The following is a 19,186-nucleotide window of genomic DNA, read 5'->3' as shown; positions in this document are numbered from 1 at the left end:
TCACACTGAACAAAATCTGAATTATGAAATCACTTAAGTTATTCATACTTGCCTCCGCAGCCTTGCTCTCCGGTCTCCAGGTCAATGCATTTTGTGGGTTCTACGTAGCTCGCGCCGATGCCAAACTATTCAACAATAAGTCTGAGGTAATCCTTGTCCGAAATGGCGATAAAACCACCGTGACAATGTCTAACGACTTCCAAGGAGATGTCAAAGACTTCGCTATGGTTGTTCCTGTGCCAACGGTGCTCAAAGAGAATGACATTAAGGTCGTAGACAAATCAATCTTCGAGAAACTCAATGAATACTCGGCACCACGGTTGGTCGAGTATTATGATTCACCTCCATGTCCGGTTGAAATCGTTACTGAAGATTATGAGGTGTACGACATGTTAGACCAGAACTGGCCTGCTTTCGGAAATCTGACAATGAGTGTAGCTGATGAATCCAATTATAGAGTAAACGTTGAAGCTCGCTACGAAGTTGGTGAATACGAAATCCTCATTCTCTCGGCAGAAGAGTCAGATGGACTTCGTCGTTGGCTAACGGATCACGATTATAAAATCCCTGAAAACGCAGATGAAGTATTAGATCCGTACATCAAGTCGAACATGAAGTTCTTCGTGGTAAAAGTCAATCTCCACAAGCTTTCAGGTTCTTCATTCGAAGAGCTTTCTCCGATTCAGTTGACCTACAACTCTGATCGTTTCATGCTTCCAATTCGCTTAGGTATGGCTAACGCGAACGGTCCACAAGACATGATCGTATACACATTCACCAACCAAGGTAGAGTCGAGTGTACGAATTACCGAACGGTTGAACTACCTAGTAATCGCAACATTCCTTTGTTCGTAGAGCCTCAGTTTGGCGACTTCTACAAAGCTCTCTACGAAAAGAGCTGGAAGCAGGAGGGACGCAACTCTGTATTCCTAGAGTACGCGTGGGATGTAAGTCCTCAACAAAGTGTGAAATGCGACCCATGTGTTGGACCACCACCTATTGCCAACGACCTAGTCAAAGCAGGAGTAGACTGGTTACAAAACGGATGGCAAGGGACCGCTTACTTCACGCGTATGCACGTTCGCTACGAACGCGACAAATTCCCTCAGGATCTACAGTTTCAAACAACGACAAACAAGGAACGTTACCAGTGTCGATACATTTTAACGCACCCTGCGAGCGGAGACATGAGTTGTGAAGAGGGTCAGAAGTACCTCAAGGAACTTGAACAACGAAGAAAGCGTGAACTAGACGAACTGGCTGCACTAACAGGCTGGGGAGTCAAGAACGGGAATAGCTATATCAAAGAGTTTAACAATCGATTGGAAGACTATGAGTTCTCACCAGTGATGACTCAAGAAGAAGACCGTGGAGGCATATGGACCCTTCTTCTGTCTTTCCTTGGCATATCTACCCTGATCATGGTGATCGCTCGTGCTGGGAAGAAACGGAAGTTGCAGTCATTACCGGCATAAGAAAAGGAGGCATAGGCCTCCTTTTTTTTTCTCTTTTCCTCAGTCTTAATCACATAGCTGGCCGTATGCACCTAGTAACGAGAGCAAGTCTCCTGTAGAAACAATACCATCGCCATTAATGTCTTCTGCACAAGTCACGTTTCCGCCTTCAGTGTATAAGCAGAAGCCGTCATCAAAGGTGGCATTCGGGTTGTAGTTCCAAGCGTTCTCATCTGTACACCCGGTGATATCACAATCACTTTCCACAGTGACTACAACAAGGTCGTCAGCTGTACATCCATTGACATCGGTTACCGTAACCATGTAAGTGGTAGTAGTAGTTGGTGAAGCGTTCGGACTAGAGCTACCAGCGTCTGACAAGCCTGCGCTTGGCGACCAAGCATAACTAACTCCACCTGCGGCTTGCAATACCGTAGTTTCACCTACACAAATGGTTACATCATTTCCTGCAGAGGCTACTGGTGCGCTTATGCTGAATCCGAAGTTACTTTGATCAGTAAATACGGGTGAAGTGCTGTCGTAAACGCGTATCAACGCTTCCGCGCTAGCGTTATTAGGAACAGTCCATACATACTGCTGATCAAGCGTGTAGAAGTTGCTGACGATGTTGTTCCACGATAGACCGTTATCTAGTGAATAGTCGATCGTGAACTCATCACTAGTATTCACGGCATTCCAGTCAATAACAACCTGAGTACAAGCAGCAAACGACTCTCCACCCAATGGGTAGTTCAAGTTGACCAGCCCTTGTTGAACACCGCTCACTTCGAAGAGGTCATCAGAAATATCACTCTTACAGTTGTCAATGTTATCTGTCACGCGAATCAAGTAGTTCGTTGAAAGCTGACCAGGAACAACCCAACTGTAGCTCTCATTCGGGATGTAAACATTGAATGCGATGTTATTCCAAGAAACACCACCATCTACAGAATAGTCGATGTCATAGAATTCCGAAGCTCCTTCATTGAGCCAGGTGATGTCGATGTTTTGGCCAACACCGAGGACTTCACCGCCGTTTGGTCCGGTAATGGTAATCGCCGGTGCAATCGTGAATGTATCGTCACTTTCATCTACTTGCAGTGTATTGTAGCGGTTCTCTACACGCACCAACGTAGCCGGAGATGGCGCGCTTGGCAAAATCCAATCAAAGCTATGCGTGACACCTGGAGAGTAGTAGTTCGAATTCAAGCTTGTCCAACTGTTTCCATTGTCCGTGCTGTAATAAATTCTGAAATAGGCTGATGTACCCACGCTGGTCCAAGTCACCGTAGTTTCTGTACACACGCGCCAATCTTGAATTCCATTGTCTCCGTTCGGAGAAGTGACAATAATCGCCTCACGAATCTCAAAGGTCTCATCAGACACATCCGTCTCAGAAGGGTTGTCAATACTCGTGATACGGATCAAGCATTCAATTGAAATCACTTCAGGAACCAACCATGAGTATGAACCGTCATTTACTTCCGCAGCACTTATCGTCTGCCAGCTTGCTCCATTGTCTTCAGACAATTCAATCAAGACAAATGAAGAATTGTAGTATTCATCGGTCCATGTAATGTTCACTGTTTGATACTGACCAAAGACCTGAGAGGTGTTCGGGTAGGTAACCTGAGGCTCTGGCTGTTCAATGCTGAAGGTGGCGTCAGATTCATCAACACGACATGCGGCATTGTAGTAATCGACAATCCTCACCAAACACTCGTTGGAAGGTGTGTTCGGCACGTTCCAGTTGTAGAGGCCATCGCTATTCTCAAAATCATCGATGTAATCCCAAGTAACACCATTGTCTAGCGATAAATAGATCTGCACATAATTGACAGGCGAAATTGATGCCCAAGTGATTTGATGTGTCGTCCCACTTATCAGCGTTTCACCACCATTTGGTGAAGTGACAATGATATCGTTGTTCGGACTTAACGTAAACGGCGAATCCGATTCATCAAAGATGTAAGACCACGTATTGTCTTCAACGCGAACCATTACCGGCCCGCTTACTGGTGGGTAAACCCAGTTGTAAGAGGTTCCTGTTTGGTTGCTAGCGATGGTTGTCCATGAAGCACCGTTGTCTACTGAGTACTGAATGCGGAAACGGTTGTTAAACGTACCGCCACTGGTCCAAGTAATATTGAAGGCTTCACATTGTGTTTCTACCTCGCCGCCTGTTGGGTAAGTGATTTCAATGAATGGCGGACGTACTGCAAAATTGTAAGGTGAGATCCCTTCAACCATACTTCCTACTTCGCTAACGCGGAATAGGCAGGTCTCTGAATACTCTTCAGCGAAAGTCACTACATAGCTTCCGTCATCTTCTGTGGCCGCAATGATGTTCGTCCAAGTAGCGCCGTTGTCATCTGAGAAATCGATGGATACGAAAGGAGAGGTGAGGTATTCACTGTTCCAGTTCAAGTTATAGCCCTTGTTCGGGTAGTATACCTGGTTCTCGAAAGCACCAATGTTCGAGATCTCGATGATCGGTGTTGGAGGCGCAATCGTGAAGATAGCGTCCGACACATCGAATCGACAGTTACCGTTGTAGTAGTCTTCAATGCGAATCAAACACTGTGTTGACGGGTTGTTCGGAACGTTCCAGTTGAAGTTGCCATCACTATTCTCAAAGTCATCAATCAAAAGCCATGAAGACCCGTTGTCAATCGAGTAGTAAAGCTCCACGTAGTTCACCGGAGATACCGACGCCCAGTTGATTGTCACATTGGTTCCTACTTCCAAAGTCTCTCCGCCGTTAGGCGATGTGATGATGATGTCATTATTCGGACTTAACGTAAACGGTGTGTCTGATTCATCAAAGATGTACGACCATGTATTGTCTTCAACACGCATCATTACAGGCCCACTTACTGGCGGGTAAACCCAATTGTAAGAAGTTCCTGTTTGATTACTGGCGATGGTTGTCCACGAAGCGCCGTTGTCTACTGAGTACTGAATGCGGAAACGGTTGTTGAATGTGCCGCCACTCGTCCAAGTAATATTAAAGGCTTCACATTGCGTTTCTACTTCGCCGCCTGTTGGGTAGGTGATTTCAATGAATGGCGGACGTACTGCAAAGTTGTAAGGTGAGATCCCTTCAACCATACTTCCTACTTCGCTAACGCGGAATAGGCAAGTCTCGGAATACTCTTCGGCGAAAGTCACTACGTAGCTTCCGTCGTCTTCGGTAGCGGCAATGATGTTCGTCCAAGTAGCGCCGTTATCATCTGAGAAATCAATGGCTACGAAAGGAGAGGTGAGGTATTCACTGCTCCAGTTTAGGTTGTAGCCTTTGTTTGGGTAGTATACTTGGTTCTCAAAAGCTCCAATGTTCGTGATCTCAATGACAGGAGTTGGAGGCGCAATCGTGAAAATCGCATCCGACACATCGAATCGACAGTTGCCGTTGTAGTAATCTTCAATGCGGATCAAACACTGCGTTGACGGGTTGTTCGGCACGTTCCAGTTGAAGTTCCCATCACTGTTCTCGAAGTCATCAATCAAGAGCCATGAAGACCCGTAGTCAATCGAGTAGTAAAGCTCCACGTAGTTCACGGGAGATACCGACGCCCAGTTGATGGTCACATTGGTTCCTACTTCCAAAGTCTCTCCACCGTTAGGCGAAGTGATGATGATATCTGTATTTGGACTTAACGTAAACGGCGTATCACTTTCATCAAAGATGTAAGACCACGTATTGTCTTCAACACGAATCATTACTGGTCCACTTACCGGTGGGTAAACCCAGTTGTATGAAGTTCCCGTCTGGTTGCTAGCGATGGTTGTCCACGAAGCGCCATTATCCACAGAGTACAGAATGCGGAAACGGTTGTTGAATGTACCGCCACTCGTCCAAGTAATATTGAAGGCTTCACATTGTGTTTCTACCTCACCACCTGTTGGGTAAGTAATTTCAATGAATGGCGGACGTACAGCAAAATTGAATGGTGAGATTCCTTCAACCATGCTTCCTACTTCGCTAACGCGGAATAGGCAGGTCTCTGAATACTCTTCAGCGAAAGTCACTACGTAGCTTCCGTCATCTTCGGTAGCGGCAATGATGTTCGTCCAAGTAGCGCCGTTGTCATCTGAGAAGTCAATCGCAACAAATGGAGAAGTCGTGTACTCGCTCGTCCAATTCAAGTTGTATCCTTTGTTTGGGTAGTATACTTGGTTCTCAAAAGCACCAATGTTCGTGATCTCAATGACAGGAGTAGGGGGTGCAATCGTGAAGATCGCATCCGACACATCGAATCGGCAGTTGCCGTTGTAGTAATCTTCAATGCGGATCAAACACTGCGTTGACGGGTTGTTCGGCACGTTCCAGTTGAAGTTTCCATCACTATTCTCAAAGTCATCAATCAAAAGCCATGAAGACCCATTGTCAATCGAGTAGTAAAGCTCCACGTAGTTCACCGGAGATACCGACGCCCAGTTGATTGTCACATTGGTTCCTACTTCCAAAGTCTCTCCGCCGTTAGGCGATGTGATGATGATGTCAGTATTCGGACTTAACGTTAACGGTGTGTCTGATTCATCAAAGATGTACGACCATGTATTGTCTTCAACGCGAACCATTACTGGTCCACTTACCGGTGGGTAAACCCAGTTGTAAGAAGTTCCTGTTTGGTTGCTGGCGATGGTTGTCCATGAAGCACCATTATCCACAGAGTACTGAATGCGGAAACGGTTGTTAAACGTACCACCACTCGTCCAAGTAATATTGAAGGCTTCACATTGTGTTTCTACCTCACCACCTGTTGGGTAAGTGATTTCAATGAATGGCGGACGTACTGCAAAATTGTAAGGTGAGATCCCTTCAACCATACTTCCTACTTCGCTAACGCGGAATAGGCAGGTCTCTGAATACTCTTCAGCGAAAGTCACTACATAGCTTCCGTCATCTTCTGTGGCCGCAATGATGTTCGTCCAAGTAGCGCCGTTGTCATCTGAGAAATCGATGGATACGAAAGGAGAGGTGAGGTATTCACTGTTCCAGTTCAAGTTGTAGCCTTTGTTCGGGTAGTAGACTTGATTCTCAAATGCTCCAATATTCGTGATCTCGATGATCGGTGTTGGAGGAACAATGGTGAACACAGCGTCTGATACATCGTAACGACAGTTACCATTGTAATAATCCTCTATACGGATTAGGCATTCTGTAGACGGCGTGTTCGGTACGTTCCAGTTGAAGTTCCCATCACTATTCTCGAAGTCATCAATTAAGAGCCAAGAAACACCGTTGTCAATCGAGTAGTAGAGCTCTACGTAGTTCACCGGAGAGACTGAAGCCCAAGTGATCGTGTGGTTTGTGCCTACCTGAATGTTCTCTCCGCCATTTGGAGAATTAATGATAATGTCTCCGTGCGAAGAAAGGGTGAAGGGTGCATCGCTATCATCAAATAGCGCTGCATTGTTATTGTCTTCAACACGAATCAAAGCCGGACCTTCAATCGGAGGGTAAACCCAGTTGTAGCTACTCCCTAATTGATTGCTAGCAATGGTTGTCCAAGACGCGCCATTGTCTTCAGAGTATAGAATGCGGAATCGGTTGTTGAATGACCCGCCGCTATTCCAGGTGATGGTGAACTGCTCACATTGCGTTTCAATCTCACCGCCGTTAGGGTAGGTGACGTCAATAAATGGCGCTGCAACAGAGAAGTTGTCACTAACATCAAAGGTGCTTGGATTCGCTAAGTCTGTGATGCGAATGAGGTAATCATCAGAGATGACATTCGGAGCGGTCCAAGTGTACAAACCATCGTCTTCTGTGATGCTAGCAATGATTTGCCAACTGGCTCCATTATCATTGCTAAACTCAATTTGCACTTGATCTGAGACCACATACTCAGACGTCCACGTAATGTTGTATTGCTTGGTGGCGTAATAGGTTTGTCCAGCATAAGGACTAGTAATCGTAATCGTTGGCGTGGCTGGGATGATCTGCAAGAGGTTGTCGCTCTTGTCTGATTTACATGCTTCGTAGTAGTCCGTAATTTGAACTAGAACGTTAGCCGATGGAGTATTGGGCACATTCCAGTTGAATGAGCCGTTGGTGTTATAGAAGAAGTCATCGATGTAGCTCCAAGTATTTCCACCATCAAGGGAGTATTCCAGTATGTAGTAATTGCTTGTATTCGCTGCTACCCACGTGATGTTCACATTGTCGCCACCTTGAATGGTTTCATTTCCGTTCGGATAAGTGAGCAGGAGAGGAGCGGCCAGCGAGAAGTTCAGGTTGCTAACGTCTTCAATGGCATTGTTGTTCGAGTCTTGTACTCGAATCAAAACGTTGGTTGACTGGATGTTCGGGACCGTCCAGACATACTCGCCATCTGTGGTATTGTAGAAAGTGGCGATCGATGTCCAGTTCACTCCACCATTGATCGAGTAATCAATGCTGTAGAAGTTTGAAGTTCCTGAATCGTTCCACGTGATCGTTTGGGTGGTACACCCTTGCCAAACTTCACCGCCGTTTGGTGAGGTAATGGTAATTGTTTGCGCGCACAACACTGCGTTGGCGAACAAGGCCAAGAGAAGTAGAAAGTGTTTCATTGGTTATCAGTCTCCCACAAAAATAGGAAATGAGAACCGGCGAAAATGTTAAAGAACTGACTAGTTCGGGAAGATGCCGTCGATGACTTGTTGTTCCTGTTCGACGATCAATCGAGAGAAGCGTAGCATATTGAACAAGCTGCTCTCCTGGCGTTCCGCGTTAGCGAGTTTAACGAACTGGTACTTCTGCTCATTTGAAAGATTGAGCGAGAGTAAGATACGTGGCACATACCTGAACTCATCCTTGTCGAGGACAGCCGCTTTTGGCCCCAAAGCATCACGAAGCTGTTTTAGCTCAGCCATCGTTTCATCTTTAGCTGGCCAGTGATCGTATTGAGAGATCATGCGCACTTCACCGCTAGGATAGAGCTTGGCAGGATCTTTCTCGCGGTATTCAGCAATGCGAAAAACTCCAGTACATTCCACAAGGATGTCGCTTTCGCCTCCTGGATATTGCTTGGTAATCTGCACAAGTCTGACCTCTGCGCCGTAGATCAATCCATCGTCAGTACTGGCATATGGAATACCAAAGGTCATTCCCATCGACTCCACGTCACGGATTAGCTCTCGGTAACGTTCTTCGAAGATGTGCAATGCCGTCTGCTCGCCTGGTAGAAGCATGATCTTCAGAGGGAAGAGCGGTAGATATGTTGTTGAGGAACTCACGGTATATATACAATACAAGAAGGAACAGGTTTCCCCGAAAGAATAAGAATAGCTTCTATTAACATACGAGGCATGAAAGCTTGATGTGACGGTAAAATCCGAGTTCCTTTAAAAGTTGTTAATTTGTAGTCCTTCACTGACAGTAGGACCAACCAATAACTTACAAACTGACCTTAGTCATGGCCGTAAAAAGTAGGGACACCGAAATGCACGACATGGTAACTCGCAAAAACTATTTGAGAGTGGCTTCGCTAGTAGCGTTGGCCTTTGTGGGTGGTTTGTTTGTTCTGCAGAGTTGCAAGCAAGAGACCCTAGATCTTTCTCAGAACTTCTATCCAGGACTCACTCCTCAGGAGAAATGTCAATTCAGTTTTTACAACTGGCATGATACACGTCAAGTTGATTTATCGCTGAATTGTGAGGAACAAGGCATGGTCACACTCCGTGCGGTGAATCAAGAGATCTTGTTTAGAGCATTCTTAGAAAAGGGCATTGATCAAGACTTGTCGATCATGGTGCCTGCAGAACTCGATCGAGTATTGATTGAGTATGGAGAACGAATCGAATATCTTTCACTCGTAGATGGCGATATCGCCCAATTCTTCGAGGAATAGCCAAAATCATACGATATAGAAAAAGGGACACCGTTTGGAGTCCCTTTTTTATTTTGGGTCAGTGTTGACTTAGTAGTAGATGTTACGACGAACTTTAGCTACGTACTTCGCGAGGCGAATCACCTGCTTCGTGTAACCAAACTCATTGTCGTACCATGTGTAAAGGACAACGTTTTTACCTCCTGGGTGAACGATCGTTGCTGGTGCGTCAAACACAGCGCAACACTCGTTACCAATGATATCGTTTGACACGAGCTCCTTGTTAATAGAGTAGTAGATCTGGTTTACCAAATCCCCATTAAGCGCAGCTGAACGAAGTGAGTTCTGAACGTCTTCAAGGGTGGTTTCAGCATTCAGACGCAGGTTCATGATCGCCAATGATCCGTTTGGAGTTGGTACACGTACCGCGTTTGCAGTCAGCTTGTTTGCTAGACCAGGAATTACTTTTGTTACAGCTTTTCCAGCTCCTGTTTCAGTGATGACCATGTTCACAGCAGCGCTACGTCCACGACGTTCCTTCTTGTGGAAGTTATCCAACAAGTTCTGGTCGTTTGTGTAAGCGTGAACTGTTTCAATGTGTCCATCTTCGATTCCGAACTTATCATCAATCACTTTTAGGATTGGGCTGATCGCATTCGTTGTACAAGATGCCGCAGAGTAGATATCTGTGTTGTCGATATCAAGATCGCGGTGGTTGATTCCGTATACGATGTTCGGAATTCCTTTTCCTGGTGCAGTAAGAATCACTTTAGAGATTCCTTCCGCCTTCATGTGAAGACCAAGTGCCTCCGCATCTCGGAATGCACCAGTATTATCGATAAGTAGGGCATCGTTGATACCGTACTTTGTGTAATCAATAGTTGCCGGGTCAGACGCTCCAATCACTTGAATGCGTTGTCCATTTGCAATGATCGTCTGTGAATCAAAGTCAACAGAAACAGTTCCTCCGAAACGTCCGTGTACCGAATCATTCTCAAGTAGAGCGGCACGCTTCACAAGGCTCTTTTCGTCAACAGAACGAAGAACGATCGCACGAAGACGAAGTTGTTGTCCTTTTCCAGCTTGTTTGATCAACTCGCGTGCAGCAAGACGACCAATACGTCCGAATCCGAACAATACAACGTCACGTGGTTCAAGTGGAGCAGCTCCATCAGAGATGAAGTTGTTCAACTTACTTTCCAAGAAATCTTCAAGACTCTTGAAACGATCACGTTCAGCTAGCCATTCGCTAGCAAGTTTGCCCACATCAATCTTGGCAGGAGCGAGGTCCATTTCGTAAAGTGTGCGTGCAATGTCAGCAGTATCAAAAATGCTGATTGGCTTGCCCACTACTTCACCAGCGTACTGGTGCAGACGAAGGATCTCAGATACATTCGTATCTACCAAATGATTGCGGAAAATGACAAGTTCAATTGACTTGTCGAAAAGCAGCTTACCAATAGAATTAAGCAGATCAACCGCGGCTTTCTCTTGGTTCACATAAACTTGCAGTTCATTGCTGTAAGTTTCTTTGAGTGCAGTGCTTGCCATTATTAAAATGTATGGTGAATGATTGATTCCCAGTTAAAAATCGCCGCAAAGGTAGTCACTTGCTTTGACATAGACATATTAAACAAAAAAGAGCCACCTCAATTGAGATGGCTCTTGTTTTTCAGTTTAAGCCGAAGCTTTTATATAGAGACCGATTTCAGTTACATCCCGAAACCGTAGTATGCCTTTTGTCCGTTCGGGTAGACCCCTTCAATAAGTACGCCGCCAGACTTGTCTGTTAGTACATCAATCAAGTCATCTGTGTCGTATACTTTCTTGCCATCGATCTTGGTCACAATGAAGCCATTCTTTACTCCGCTATCGCGCAGTTTCCCACGGCCAACGTCAGAAATAACGGCTCCTCCGTGAATCTCGAGTTCAGCTTTTTGACCATCGCTTACTTCTTCAAATGAAGCTCCTAAAACTTGCATTGTTTCCACTTCTGGAGCATCTCGAAGCTCAGTGTTTCCGTCTTTATTACGAAGGGTCACAGCTACGCGCTCGATCTGTCCGTCGCGCCATACAGCCAATCCTACTTCATCACCAGGACGGTAGCGAGAGATTTGCTCTTGCAATTCTGGCACTGTTTTCACGTCGCTTGATCCTACCTTCAAAATGACATCACCAGGTTCAATACCTGCTTCAGCTGCTGCACCTGATGCGACAAGGTCTGAAACGTATACACCCTCAATCTTGTCTAGGCCAGTAGCCTCCGCCAATTCCTGATTCACTTCAGTGATGCGAACTCCGATGAATGCACGTTGAACAACACCAAACTCTTTCAAGTCTGCCGCTACTTTGCTGACAATTGAACTTGGTACCGCGAATGAGTATCCGCTGTAGCTACCAGTACGTGAAGCAATCGCGGTGTTAATCCCAATGAGCTCTCCGTTTGTGTTCACCAAGGCTCCACCTGAGTTACCAGGATTCACTGCGGCATCGGTTTGAATAAATGATTCAATAGGGAAGATCTCGCGGTTCGCATCTCCTTGTAATAGGTTGATGTTTCGCGCCTTCGCAGATACAATGCCTGCGGTTACCGTAGAGGTGAGGTCGAATGGATTTCCAACGGCAAGTACCCATTGTCCAATGCGCACATTGTCGCTGTTGCCAAAGGTCACGCTTGGTAGTCGTTCAGCGTTGACCTTAATCAATGCGATGTCCGTTCCTGGATCCGCGCCAATCACTTCAGCATCGTACACTTTATTGTCGTTTAAGCTCACAGTAATCTTCTGAGCTCCTTCGATAACGTGGTTGTTTGTCACAATGTATCCGTCATCTGAAATGATGACACCTGAACCGCTTCCACGTTGAATCTGTGTTTCATTGTTTTCATACCCGAAGAAATCAAACCAAGGGTTGTAAACGCCATCTACTTCTGCTTCTGTCTTTACGTGCACTACAGCATTCACTGTTTTCTCTGCCGCATGGGTGAAATCCAATGCCTCCGTTGAAGCGGGTAGGTTGCTATATGTCACTGGAGCTGGTTCAGTCACAGTTTCAATAATGGTAACAGGCTGCTTATCGCCGAAAACATGCATCGCTCCCGCGGCGATCAATCCACCTGCTATTGCAATTACTAATGTTCCGAAAAATCTTTTCATAAAATCTAACTGATTGTCTCAAAGGTTTAACTCAAATTTAGGGCCAGACATTGCCATGACACCAGTAGAAGGCGTTTAAAAAGTGTTAACCGAATTCTTAAAATCAGCCAAAACTAATGAGTGAAGCTCTGAATGCATACGATCAAATTGGGATAGCCTTAGTTCCAGCTTATTCATCTGATGAAGAAAAACTGAACACCTTATTAGGTTCACAATCGAATGGTAATCAGTCTTGGTATGATCCTGACGAAGCATCACCTCATATTACACTGGCTATGCTCCATTTGCCGGTTGCTGATCGTATGCTGTTTTTCGCTAGCGCGGAAGAGCTCGCACGCCAGGTGCAGGTGAAGTTTATAGGTTATTCCATTCTCGCAAGAGAAGTGAAGGCACCCATCACCTGGCTGAATACCGAGTCGACAATTCAACTCAAAGAACTTCACCAACAAAGCATGGAAATCAGACAACAATTCCATGACCCCAAGGCAGAAGACAACGGAACATCATGCTTTCAATGGGTTTCTCATTTTAAAGAACACGCCTACGAGAACTGGCACCCGCACATCACCTTAGGTGTTCATGAAAACGTACCTGAAGAAATTCCAGACTCAATGGTCATGACCGTGCGCATTAGTCGATTGGGTGATCGATGTACCTTCCTGAAGTAGGAGGGTATGGTCGAGAGACGAGAGTCTAGGGTCTAGAGTCTAGTGACTAATAACCAACTGTCAAAACCTATAGACACAAGACCCACATAGGCCTTAAGCCATAGGCCTAAAGACAATAGGTCTACATAAGTATATCATTCTTCGCTTCAATCGCAGGAGGCAGATCGTGTTCGCCCAACATCTCACGAAGATCGATCTCAATCGTTCGACACAGCGAAAGCATTGGAATATCATTCGCCATTCCCTGGAAAGGGTTTTCTGAGTAGTCAGCTACTAGTTCCATCATGATGTATACCCAGCCAATGAGCACTGAGATAGGGATGGCCAACCAGGCAGTCCAGCCATCGGTTGATAGTTGCTGCAGTTCTGGCATCATGGAGAAAGGGAAGAGGGCAATGAAAATACCGACGAAGTAGCGACTCATGTTGGCGTACTGACGAGGGAAGGGGAATTTCTTAATTCGCTCATTCTTTCCTTGAAGGGTGTAGAAGCTCTTCAAGATGTTCACCATTTCCATGTGGCGGAAGTCATCGATCAATCCTTGTTGACGGAGTTCACGGAGATCTCTTGATTGCTCATTGATGATTTGAGTAGCGGTGTTCTTGTAATCAATGAGTCGATTGTGTTCTTCTCTGGGGAGGAATTCACGCAGCCCAACTTTAGTCACTTCGTCGTCAACCAAACCAACCCCGAAACGCTTTTGGTAACGACGTGCATATTTCCCAACAGAACCTCGCTGATTCGCATGTTCCCAATTGGTCACCACAAGCAATTGACTTCTATGAGCGTACAACCAGCCTATATGACGATAGATCAATCGCTTCTTGATGTCGTAAATCTGTTCTTCGGTGATCTTTCCTTCTGCAAAGAGGTCGGTCACATAGCCATCAACCATCATTCCCCAAGTACGGCTGTCGTTTACGATACCGCCCCAGATCTTTCGAGCCTCCCACATTCGATCATAGGCCTGGTTGTTCTTAAAACCAACATAAAAAGCAACAGCAGTACCGATCACTGAAACCGGCAACCACGGCAGTTTGATGGTAATGAGTTCATGATAATAAGCGGCAGAAATAGCTCCCATCAACACGGTAAGCCACACTAAATGATGTCCTGACCAGCTCAACAGCTTTCCAGGACTGATACTTTTGGTTATGAGCATAGTTTGAGTCTTAGCTCAAAGATGGAAATTTCCGCTGAAGGTTCCTGGTGGAATGTGGTGTGTGGTGCGTGGTTCGTAGTGCGTAGTGCGTGGTGCGTGGTGCGTGGTGCGTGGTGCGAGGTGCAAATTAAATTTACCGTCAACCGTCAACCGTCAACCATTTCGCCATTTCGCCTTTTAGCCCTTCCGCCGATAAAACCTAATGTGGAAGCTTCCCTCTCAACATTGCATAAACCATCGTCCCCAAAATAGCGCCTGCAATGGCGAGGAAGACTGTCATGTAGCCGTTACCGATAAGAATGAATAGCGGACCAGGACAAGCGCCTGTCATTGCCCATCCTAGGCCGAAGATCGTACCACCGATTAGGTAGCGTTTCCAACCTTTCGGGTAAGTGATTAGCTGGAATGGTTCTCCGTTCATCGCCTTGGCGTTACGTTTTTTAGAAATCGCAACGAAAATGGCTCCTAGAACGACTGCCGAACCAATCACACCATACATGTGGAAATTATCGAACTGGAACATCTCATAAATCCGGTACCATGAGACGATCTGACCTTTGGTCAAGATGATTCCGAAGAAAATACCGAGGAGTAAGAATCGAATCATTTTCATGAGCCAAAGATTAGAGGGAACAGCAAGTGCACCATGGTTAAACCTCCAATAAAGAATCCGATCACCGTAATTAGTGAGGGCAGTTGTAGGTTACTGAGTCCAGAAATCGCGTGACCTGAGGTGCATCCATCAGCATAACGGGCACCAAAGCCTACAAAGAAGCCTCCCACGATCAACATAAACCAGCCCTGCCAAGAGCTCAACGCCTCAGCTCCGAAGATCTCAGCCGGTTCAAAAGTAGCGCCAGGGGAGTTGAAGCCTAGTCCCTCAAGTGCCGATACACTATGTTCAGCGAGTTCTACCGATTCATCCGGCATCAAGTAGTAGTTCCCAATGAAACCACCGATGATCGTTCCAATGACGAATACGATGTTCCATGTATTGGCTTTCCAGTCAATTTTAAAATAGTCATTGAGCTTTCCAGCGCCTCCCATGGCACAGAGAGTTGTGAAATTACTTGACACTCCAAACCTTCTCCCTGAGTACAATAAGATGATCATTGTCAGGGTAATGAGTGGCCCGGCGACATACCATGGCCACGGCTCATACAGAAATTCCATATTGCTTATTTACCTGAATTAGGACAAACGAATTCAGAAGTAGAAATATCGGTTTCGGCGATAGCTTTAAAGCCACCTGCCACGTTGATCAACTTGTGATACCCACGGGCCTTCAGGATAGAAGCATAGATCACTGATCGATACCCCCCAGCGCAGTGAACGTAGAGTTCTTGTTCTGGATCTACCTCTTTGAAATTATCATTGATGTAATCAAGTGGAAGGTTCCTTGCTCCATCAATGTGCTCTGCTTCAAATTCGCTTTTCTTGCGAACATCTAAGACGTGCGTTTCACCTGCATTGATCTTGTCGGCCAAGTCTTGAGCAGATACCGTTGGAATTACCTCGGTGTCCTTTCCAGCATCTTTCCATGCCTGTACACCGCCTTTTAGGTAACCAAGAGTATTGTCATAACCAACACGAGATAAGCGTGTTACTACTTCCTCTTCGCGTCCTTCTTCAGCAAGGAAAACAATCGGCTGTGAAAGATCCGGAATCATCGCGCCTACCCAAGGAGCGAAGTTTCCATCAATTCCTATGAACACAGAATTCGGGACGTGTGCCTCAACGAATTCATGTTCGCTGCGTGTATCTAGTACGAGAGCACCTTCGTGATTGGCGATCGCCTCAAAAGTATCAGCATCTAAGGCTACTTTTCCACGCTCTAGCACTTTGTCAATCGATTGGTAACCTGCTTTATTCATCTTCACATTCGCTGCGAAGTATCCAGGAGGAGGAAGAATGCCGTCAGTTACTTCAGCAATGAACTCATCACGGGTCATATCAGCACGCAGTGCATAGTTTGTCGCCTTTTGATTCCCTAGTGTATCCCATGTTTGAGAGCTCATGTTCTTTCCACAAGCTGAACCAGCGCCGTGAGCAGGGTAAACCAATACGTTATCAGGCAATGGCATAATCTTATTGCGAAGACTATCGAACAACGTTCCTGCAAGATCTTCAGTCGTCATGCCCGTAGCACCTTGCGCGAGGTCAGGACGACCCACATCACCGATGAAAAGCGTATCTCCACTGAAAAGTGCGTGAGGCTCCTTGTTTTCATCTAGCAAGAGGTAACAAGATGACTCCATCGTATGCCCAGGAGTGTGAAGCACCTTGATGGTCAGTTTTCCTAGCTCGAACTCTTCACCATCTGTAGCTTCGTGCTTATCGTATTCAGTAGTTGCGTTCGGACCATATACAATCTTAGCTCCTGTTTTCTGAGCAAGATCTACGTGTCCAGACACAAAATCTGCGTGGAAGTGTGTTTCAAAAATATACTTGATCTGCGCACCACGGTCTGCAGCCTTTTCCATGTAAGGCTGAGTTTCGCGTAGGGGATCAATGATCGCTGCCTCACCATCTGACTCAATGTAGTATGCGCCTTGCGCAAGGCAACCTGTATAAATCTGTTCTAATTTCATAATGCGAAATTACTTCAGTTATGAATTGGTATTACGTGCTACTACTAGCTTATTTCTTTAAAAAGTATAAATACGCCCATTACCAAGACAAACCAACCAAACGACTTCTTCAGTTTGTAGCCTGGAATTGAACGCGATAATCTGTTTCCTATAAATATTCCTGCTATCGCTAGCGCGGAAATGATCAGAAGCAAAGACCAGTCTAAATCAAGACGTTGAGCGTCTCCGATAAACCCGAATAATGACTTTGCTGCAATGATCAGCAGGGAAGTACCCACCGCTTTCTTCATGGAGAGCTTACTGAGCTTCACTAATGCTGGGATAATCAAAAAACCACCTCCAGCGCCAACTAAACCTGTGAGAACACCCACAACAATGCCTTCGAGCAGGATCAACGGGTAGTTGTATTTTAACTCTTCTTCTTTCTCGTTGTCGTCTTCCTTTCGCCCCTTGATCATGCTGACGCTTGCAACGACCATTAACACAGCAAACAAGCCCATGACCAATAAGCGCTTAGATAGCTCAAAGTCGCCTAGATGAATGGTTTCTGGTATGGCTGGCACAAGGTTGTGGCGTGTGAAATAGACGGTAATGATGGCTGGAATTCCGAAAACAAAGAATGTGCGTAGATCTACGAGGTCTTCTCTGTATTTCTGAACTCCTCCAATAAGTGCGGTACTACCAACAATGAACAGGGAATAGGCTGGAGCATATTCAGACGCCTCCGTTCCGAAGAGGTAGACCAAGATGGGAACCGTCAGTATTGAGCCTCCGCCACCGATGAGTCCGAGAGACAGACCTACAGCGAGTGCGCCAACATATCCAAGTATTTCGAGTAGTTCCATAGGATCAATTACGGTACAAAGGTAGAGTCAAGGTTTTGCTCTGGAAGTGACTTGAATCACTTGAGTCTTGTTTCATCAAAAGTCTAGATTCACAATGAGGTTTAAGTGACTGAGATTGGTGTTGTAAAACACCTGTTCTTCAGATAGTTGAGCTGACCTCTCCGTTATTCTGCCTACGTGCAAAAGTGTGATTCTCATACCGTTAAAGCAATTGCTGGGACGATAAGATATCGACGAAGTAGATTGAAAAAAGGAAGGGCTGCCGTATTTATTCATGGCATAATCATCTGTTGCTGCCAATTCGAATCTGCTGAATCGCAGGTCAACCGCAAAACGACGAAGTACAAAACCCTTGGGTTTCCATTCTAAACGTACCTGATAAACCTTTGCATCTCCGTAGCCATCAATAAATGCCCTTGGTTGCGAAACGTAGAAGTTCTCTCTACCAAGTTCTTTTGGGTAAAGAAATCTACCTTGATCTAAGGATGCGAGAGCGGCGGCTGAAAGGAATAGTTCTTCTTTAGTACTATGTCGACCTATCTGAAGACAGAATACATGTGCTTGTTCATGAGGTTGGTAGTAACGATGATTGGAATCAAGGGCGCGTTGCCTCGATGCTGCAGTTTGAAAAGCATATTGCACACCAACTTCCCAATTGTGATAGCTTAGGTCAGCTTGTCCCCAAGAGATATTGGTGATTCGGTGCAAGTGATGATTCCAGACTTGCCACTTAATCAAAGAAGATTGCCACTCTATTCCGGCGATAGCCATGCCTTTTGTCTGACCTTCTTCGTGATAGAAAGCTTCTGAACCGTCGTACTGGAAGCCGTTATTAGCAATACCTATGGCTTCATTGAGAGAATACCACTCTGTCATTCCACGGGGAGAGACTCCGTCAATCCAACCTAGATATAATTCTGTCTTTTCGTTTACAACCCATTTGCTCCACAACCCTCTGTATACAAAGGGTTTCATTCTGCCATCTCTTCGAAGCAGCAGCGGACCATGGTTGATGTCGATTTTCCCAACACGGATATAAAACTCATCGTTAGCGTATTGAATGAAGAGTTCTTCTAGTCGGTCAAGATCTTTAGTCTCTTCAGGACGGTTGATGTCAAAGAGTTCTTTTTCCCACTTTGCCGCTTTGCCCGTGGCGTCGTCAGTTCGATTGAGATCTGAAGAAAAGGTATTGTATGTGAAGATACCTTGGATGCCAAACATGAATCCTTTCCATTCTGCTGAATAAAAGGTGAGCGAACCTCCTGAAGCATTAGCCCAGTAGTCACGTAGGCTGCCTTCGTTGACCGTGTGCATAAAGAAATTGCGAATGTGCCCATGGGTAGTTCCTTGAGATACAAAGTCTTTTACACATGTTATTTCTTGCCTTGTAGTATCATTCGCTTGATGATGGTCTTGTCCGAATAATAAGATTGGAGCAATCATTCCAAAGTATACTAGCCATCCTTTCATACTGCAAAATTCAGCCGACAA

Annotated in this window: 13 protein-coding genes; 3 read left to right on the top strand and 10 right to left on the bottom strand. The window is 45.6% G+C overall.

The genetic code is table 11. The annotated features are described in order from the left end of the window. Positions 1-23: 23 nt before the first annotated feature. The gene (locus RA156_RS06800; protein WP_306643812.1) at positions 24-1,475 is read left to right on the top strand and encodes a DUF2330 domain-containing protein; all 1,452 of its coding nucleotides are present in this window, start codon (positions 24-26) and stop codon (positions 1,473-1,475) included. 45 nt (positions 1,476-1,520) lie between these two features. On the opposite strand, the gene RA156_RS06795 is transcribed toward RA156_RS06800, so the two are convergent. Together RA156_RS06795 and RA156_RS06790 are read right to left on the bottom strand one after the other, a co-directional pair. After that, positions 1,521-8,015 carry a hypothetical protein gene (locus RA156_RS06795; RefSeq protein WP_306643811.1) on the bottom strand — a complete coding sequence of 2,165 codons (6,495 nt, stop codon included), beginning with the start codon at positions 8,013-8,015 and terminating at the stop codon, positions 1,521-1,523. Positions 8,016-8,075: 60 nt separating this feature from the next. Further along, on the bottom strand, positions 8,076-8,681 hold the full coding sequence (locus RA156_RS06790) for an LON peptidase substrate-binding domain-containing protein (protein WP_306643810.1): 606 nt from the start codon (positions 8,679-8,681) through the stop codon (positions 8,076-8,078). Positions 8,682-8,896: 215 nt separating this feature from the next. Between RA156_RS06790 and RA156_RS06785 the strand changes: the two genes are divergently transcribed. After that, entirely contained in the window at positions 8,897-9,295 is a 399-nt protein-coding gene (locus tag RA156_RS06785) for a hypothetical protein (RefSeq protein WP_306643809.1), read from the top strand. 69 nt (positions 9,296-9,364) lie between these two features. On the opposite strand, the gene RA156_RS06780 is transcribed toward RA156_RS06785, so the two are convergent. Together RA156_RS06780 and RA156_RS06775 are read right to left on the bottom strand one after the other, a co-directional pair. Then, complete coding sequence (locus tag RA156_RS06780) at positions 9,365-10,825, bottom strand: glyceraldehyde-3-phosphate dehydrogenase (protein ID WP_306643808.1); 1,461 nt, start codon at positions 10,823-10,825, stop codon at positions 9,365-9,367. 161 nt (positions 10,826-10,986) lie between these two features. Then, complete coding sequence (locus tag RA156_RS06775; protein WP_306643807.1) at positions 10,987-12,429, bottom strand: Do family serine endopeptidase; 1,443 nt, start codon at positions 12,427-12,429, stop codon at positions 10,987-10,989. Positions 12,430-12,545: 116 nt separating this feature from the next. Here RA156_RS06775 and RA156_RS06770 point away from each other — a divergent pair, with 116 nt between their 5' ends. Continuing rightward, positions 12,546-13,097 (top strand): hypothetical protein, encoded by a 552-nt coding sequence (locus RA156_RS06770; protein WP_306643806.1) that lies wholly within the window; start codon positions 12,546-12,548, stop codon positions 13,095-13,097. 121 nt (positions 13,098-13,218) lie between these two features. Here RA156_RS06770 and RA156_RS06765 read toward each other — a convergent pair whose 3' ends face one another. From RA156_RS06765 to RA156_RS06740, 6 genes are all read right to left on the bottom strand, one after another. Beyond that, on the bottom strand, positions 13,219-14,259 hold the full coding sequence (locus RA156_RS06765) for a bestrophin family protein (RefSeq protein ID WP_306643805.1): 1,041 nt from the start codon (positions 14,257-14,259) through the stop codon (positions 13,219-13,221). Positions 14,260-14,458: 199 nt separating this feature from the next. Continuing rightward, entirely contained in the window at positions 14,459-14,872 is a 414-nt protein-coding gene (locus tag RA156_RS06760) for a YeeE/YedE family protein (protein ID WP_306643804.1), read from the bottom strand. Then, the gene (locus RA156_RS06755; protein ID WP_306643803.1) at positions 14,869-15,432 is read right to left on the bottom strand and encodes a YeeE/YedE family protein; all 564 of its coding nucleotides are present in this window, start codon (positions 15,430-15,432) and stop codon (positions 14,869-14,871) included. The genes RA156_RS06760 and RA156_RS06755 overlap by 4 nt, the downstream gene beginning before the upstream one ends. 5 nt (positions 15,433-15,437) lie before the next feature. Beyond that, positions 15,438-16,850: an MBL fold metallo-hydrolase gene (locus RA156_RS06750; protein ID WP_306643802.1), complete on the bottom strand. Its 1,413-nt coding sequence runs from the start codon at positions 16,848-16,850 to the stop codon at positions 15,438-15,440. Between the two features lie 44 nt (positions 16,851-16,894). Beyond that, a complete protein-coding gene (locus tag RA156_RS06745) occupies positions 16,895-17,695 on the bottom strand; it encodes a sulfite exporter TauE/SafE family protein (RefSeq protein WP_306643801.1) in 801 nt (266 codons plus the stop codon). Positions 17,696-17,770: 75 nt separating this feature from the next. Next, positions 17,771-19,165: a hypothetical protein gene (locus RA156_RS06740; RefSeq protein ID WP_306643800.1), complete on the bottom strand. Its 1,395-nt coding sequence runs from the start codon at positions 19,163-19,165 to the stop codon at positions 17,771-17,773. Positions 19,166-19,186: the final 21 nt, after the last annotated feature.

The organism is Sanyastnella coralliicola, from assembly GCF_030845195.1.
Taxonomy (GTDB): Bacteria; Bacteroidota; Bacteroidia; order Flavobacteriales_D; family Sanyastnellaceae; genus Sanyastnella; species Sanyastnella coralliicola.
This window is presented reverse-complemented; position numbering and strand designations above follow the sequence as displayed.

Excerpts from the sequence above, each read along its gene's own strand:
- RA156_RS06750 (WP_306643802.1), bottom strand. The coding sequence starts at position 16,850 with ATGAAATTAGAACAGATTTATACAGGTTGCCTTGCGCAAGGCGCATAC.
- RA156_RS06740 (WP_306643800.1), bottom strand. The coding sequence starts at position 19,165 with ATGAAAGGATGGCTAGTATACTTTGGAATGATTGCTCCAATCTTATTA.
- RA156_RS06760 (WP_306643804.1), bottom strand. The coding sequence starts at position 14,872 with ATGAAAATGATTCGATTCTTACTCCTCGGTATTTTCTTCGGAATCATC.
- RA156_RS06745 (WP_306643801.1), bottom strand. The coding sequence starts at position 17,695 with ATGGAACTACTCGAAATACTTGGATATGTTGGCGCACTCGCTGTAGGT.
- RA156_RS06795 (WP_306643811.1), bottom strand. The coding sequence starts at position 8,015 with ATGAAACACTTTCTACTTCTCTTGGCCTTGTTCGCCAACGCAGTGTTG.
- RA156_RS06765 (WP_306643805.1), bottom strand. The coding sequence starts at position 14,259 with ATGCTCATAACCAAAAGTATCAGTCCTGGAAAGCTGTTGAGCTGGTCA.
- RA156_RS06775 (WP_306643807.1), bottom strand. The coding sequence starts at position 12,429 with ATGAAAAGATTTTTCGGAACATTAGTAATTGCAATAGCAGGTGGATTG.
- RA156_RS06785 (WP_306643809.1), top strand. The coding sequence starts at position 8,897 with ATGGTAACTCGCAAAAACTATTTGAGAGTGGCTTCGCTAGTAGCGTTG.
- RA156_RS06800 (WP_306643812.1), top strand. The coding sequence starts at position 24 with ATGAAATCACTTAAGTTATTCATACTTGCCTCCGCAGCCTTGCTCTCC.
- RA156_RS06780 (WP_306643808.1), bottom strand. The coding sequence starts at position 10,825 with ATGGCAAGCACTGCACTCAAAGAAACTTACAGCAATGAACTGCAAGTT.
- RA156_RS06770 (WP_306643806.1), top strand. The coding sequence starts at position 12,546 with ATGAGTGAAGCTCTGAATGCATACGATCAAATTGGGATAGCCTTAGTT.
- RA156_RS06755 (WP_306643803.1), bottom strand. The coding sequence starts at position 15,432 with ATGGAATTTCTGTATGAGCCGTGGCCATGGTATGTCGCCGGGCCACTC.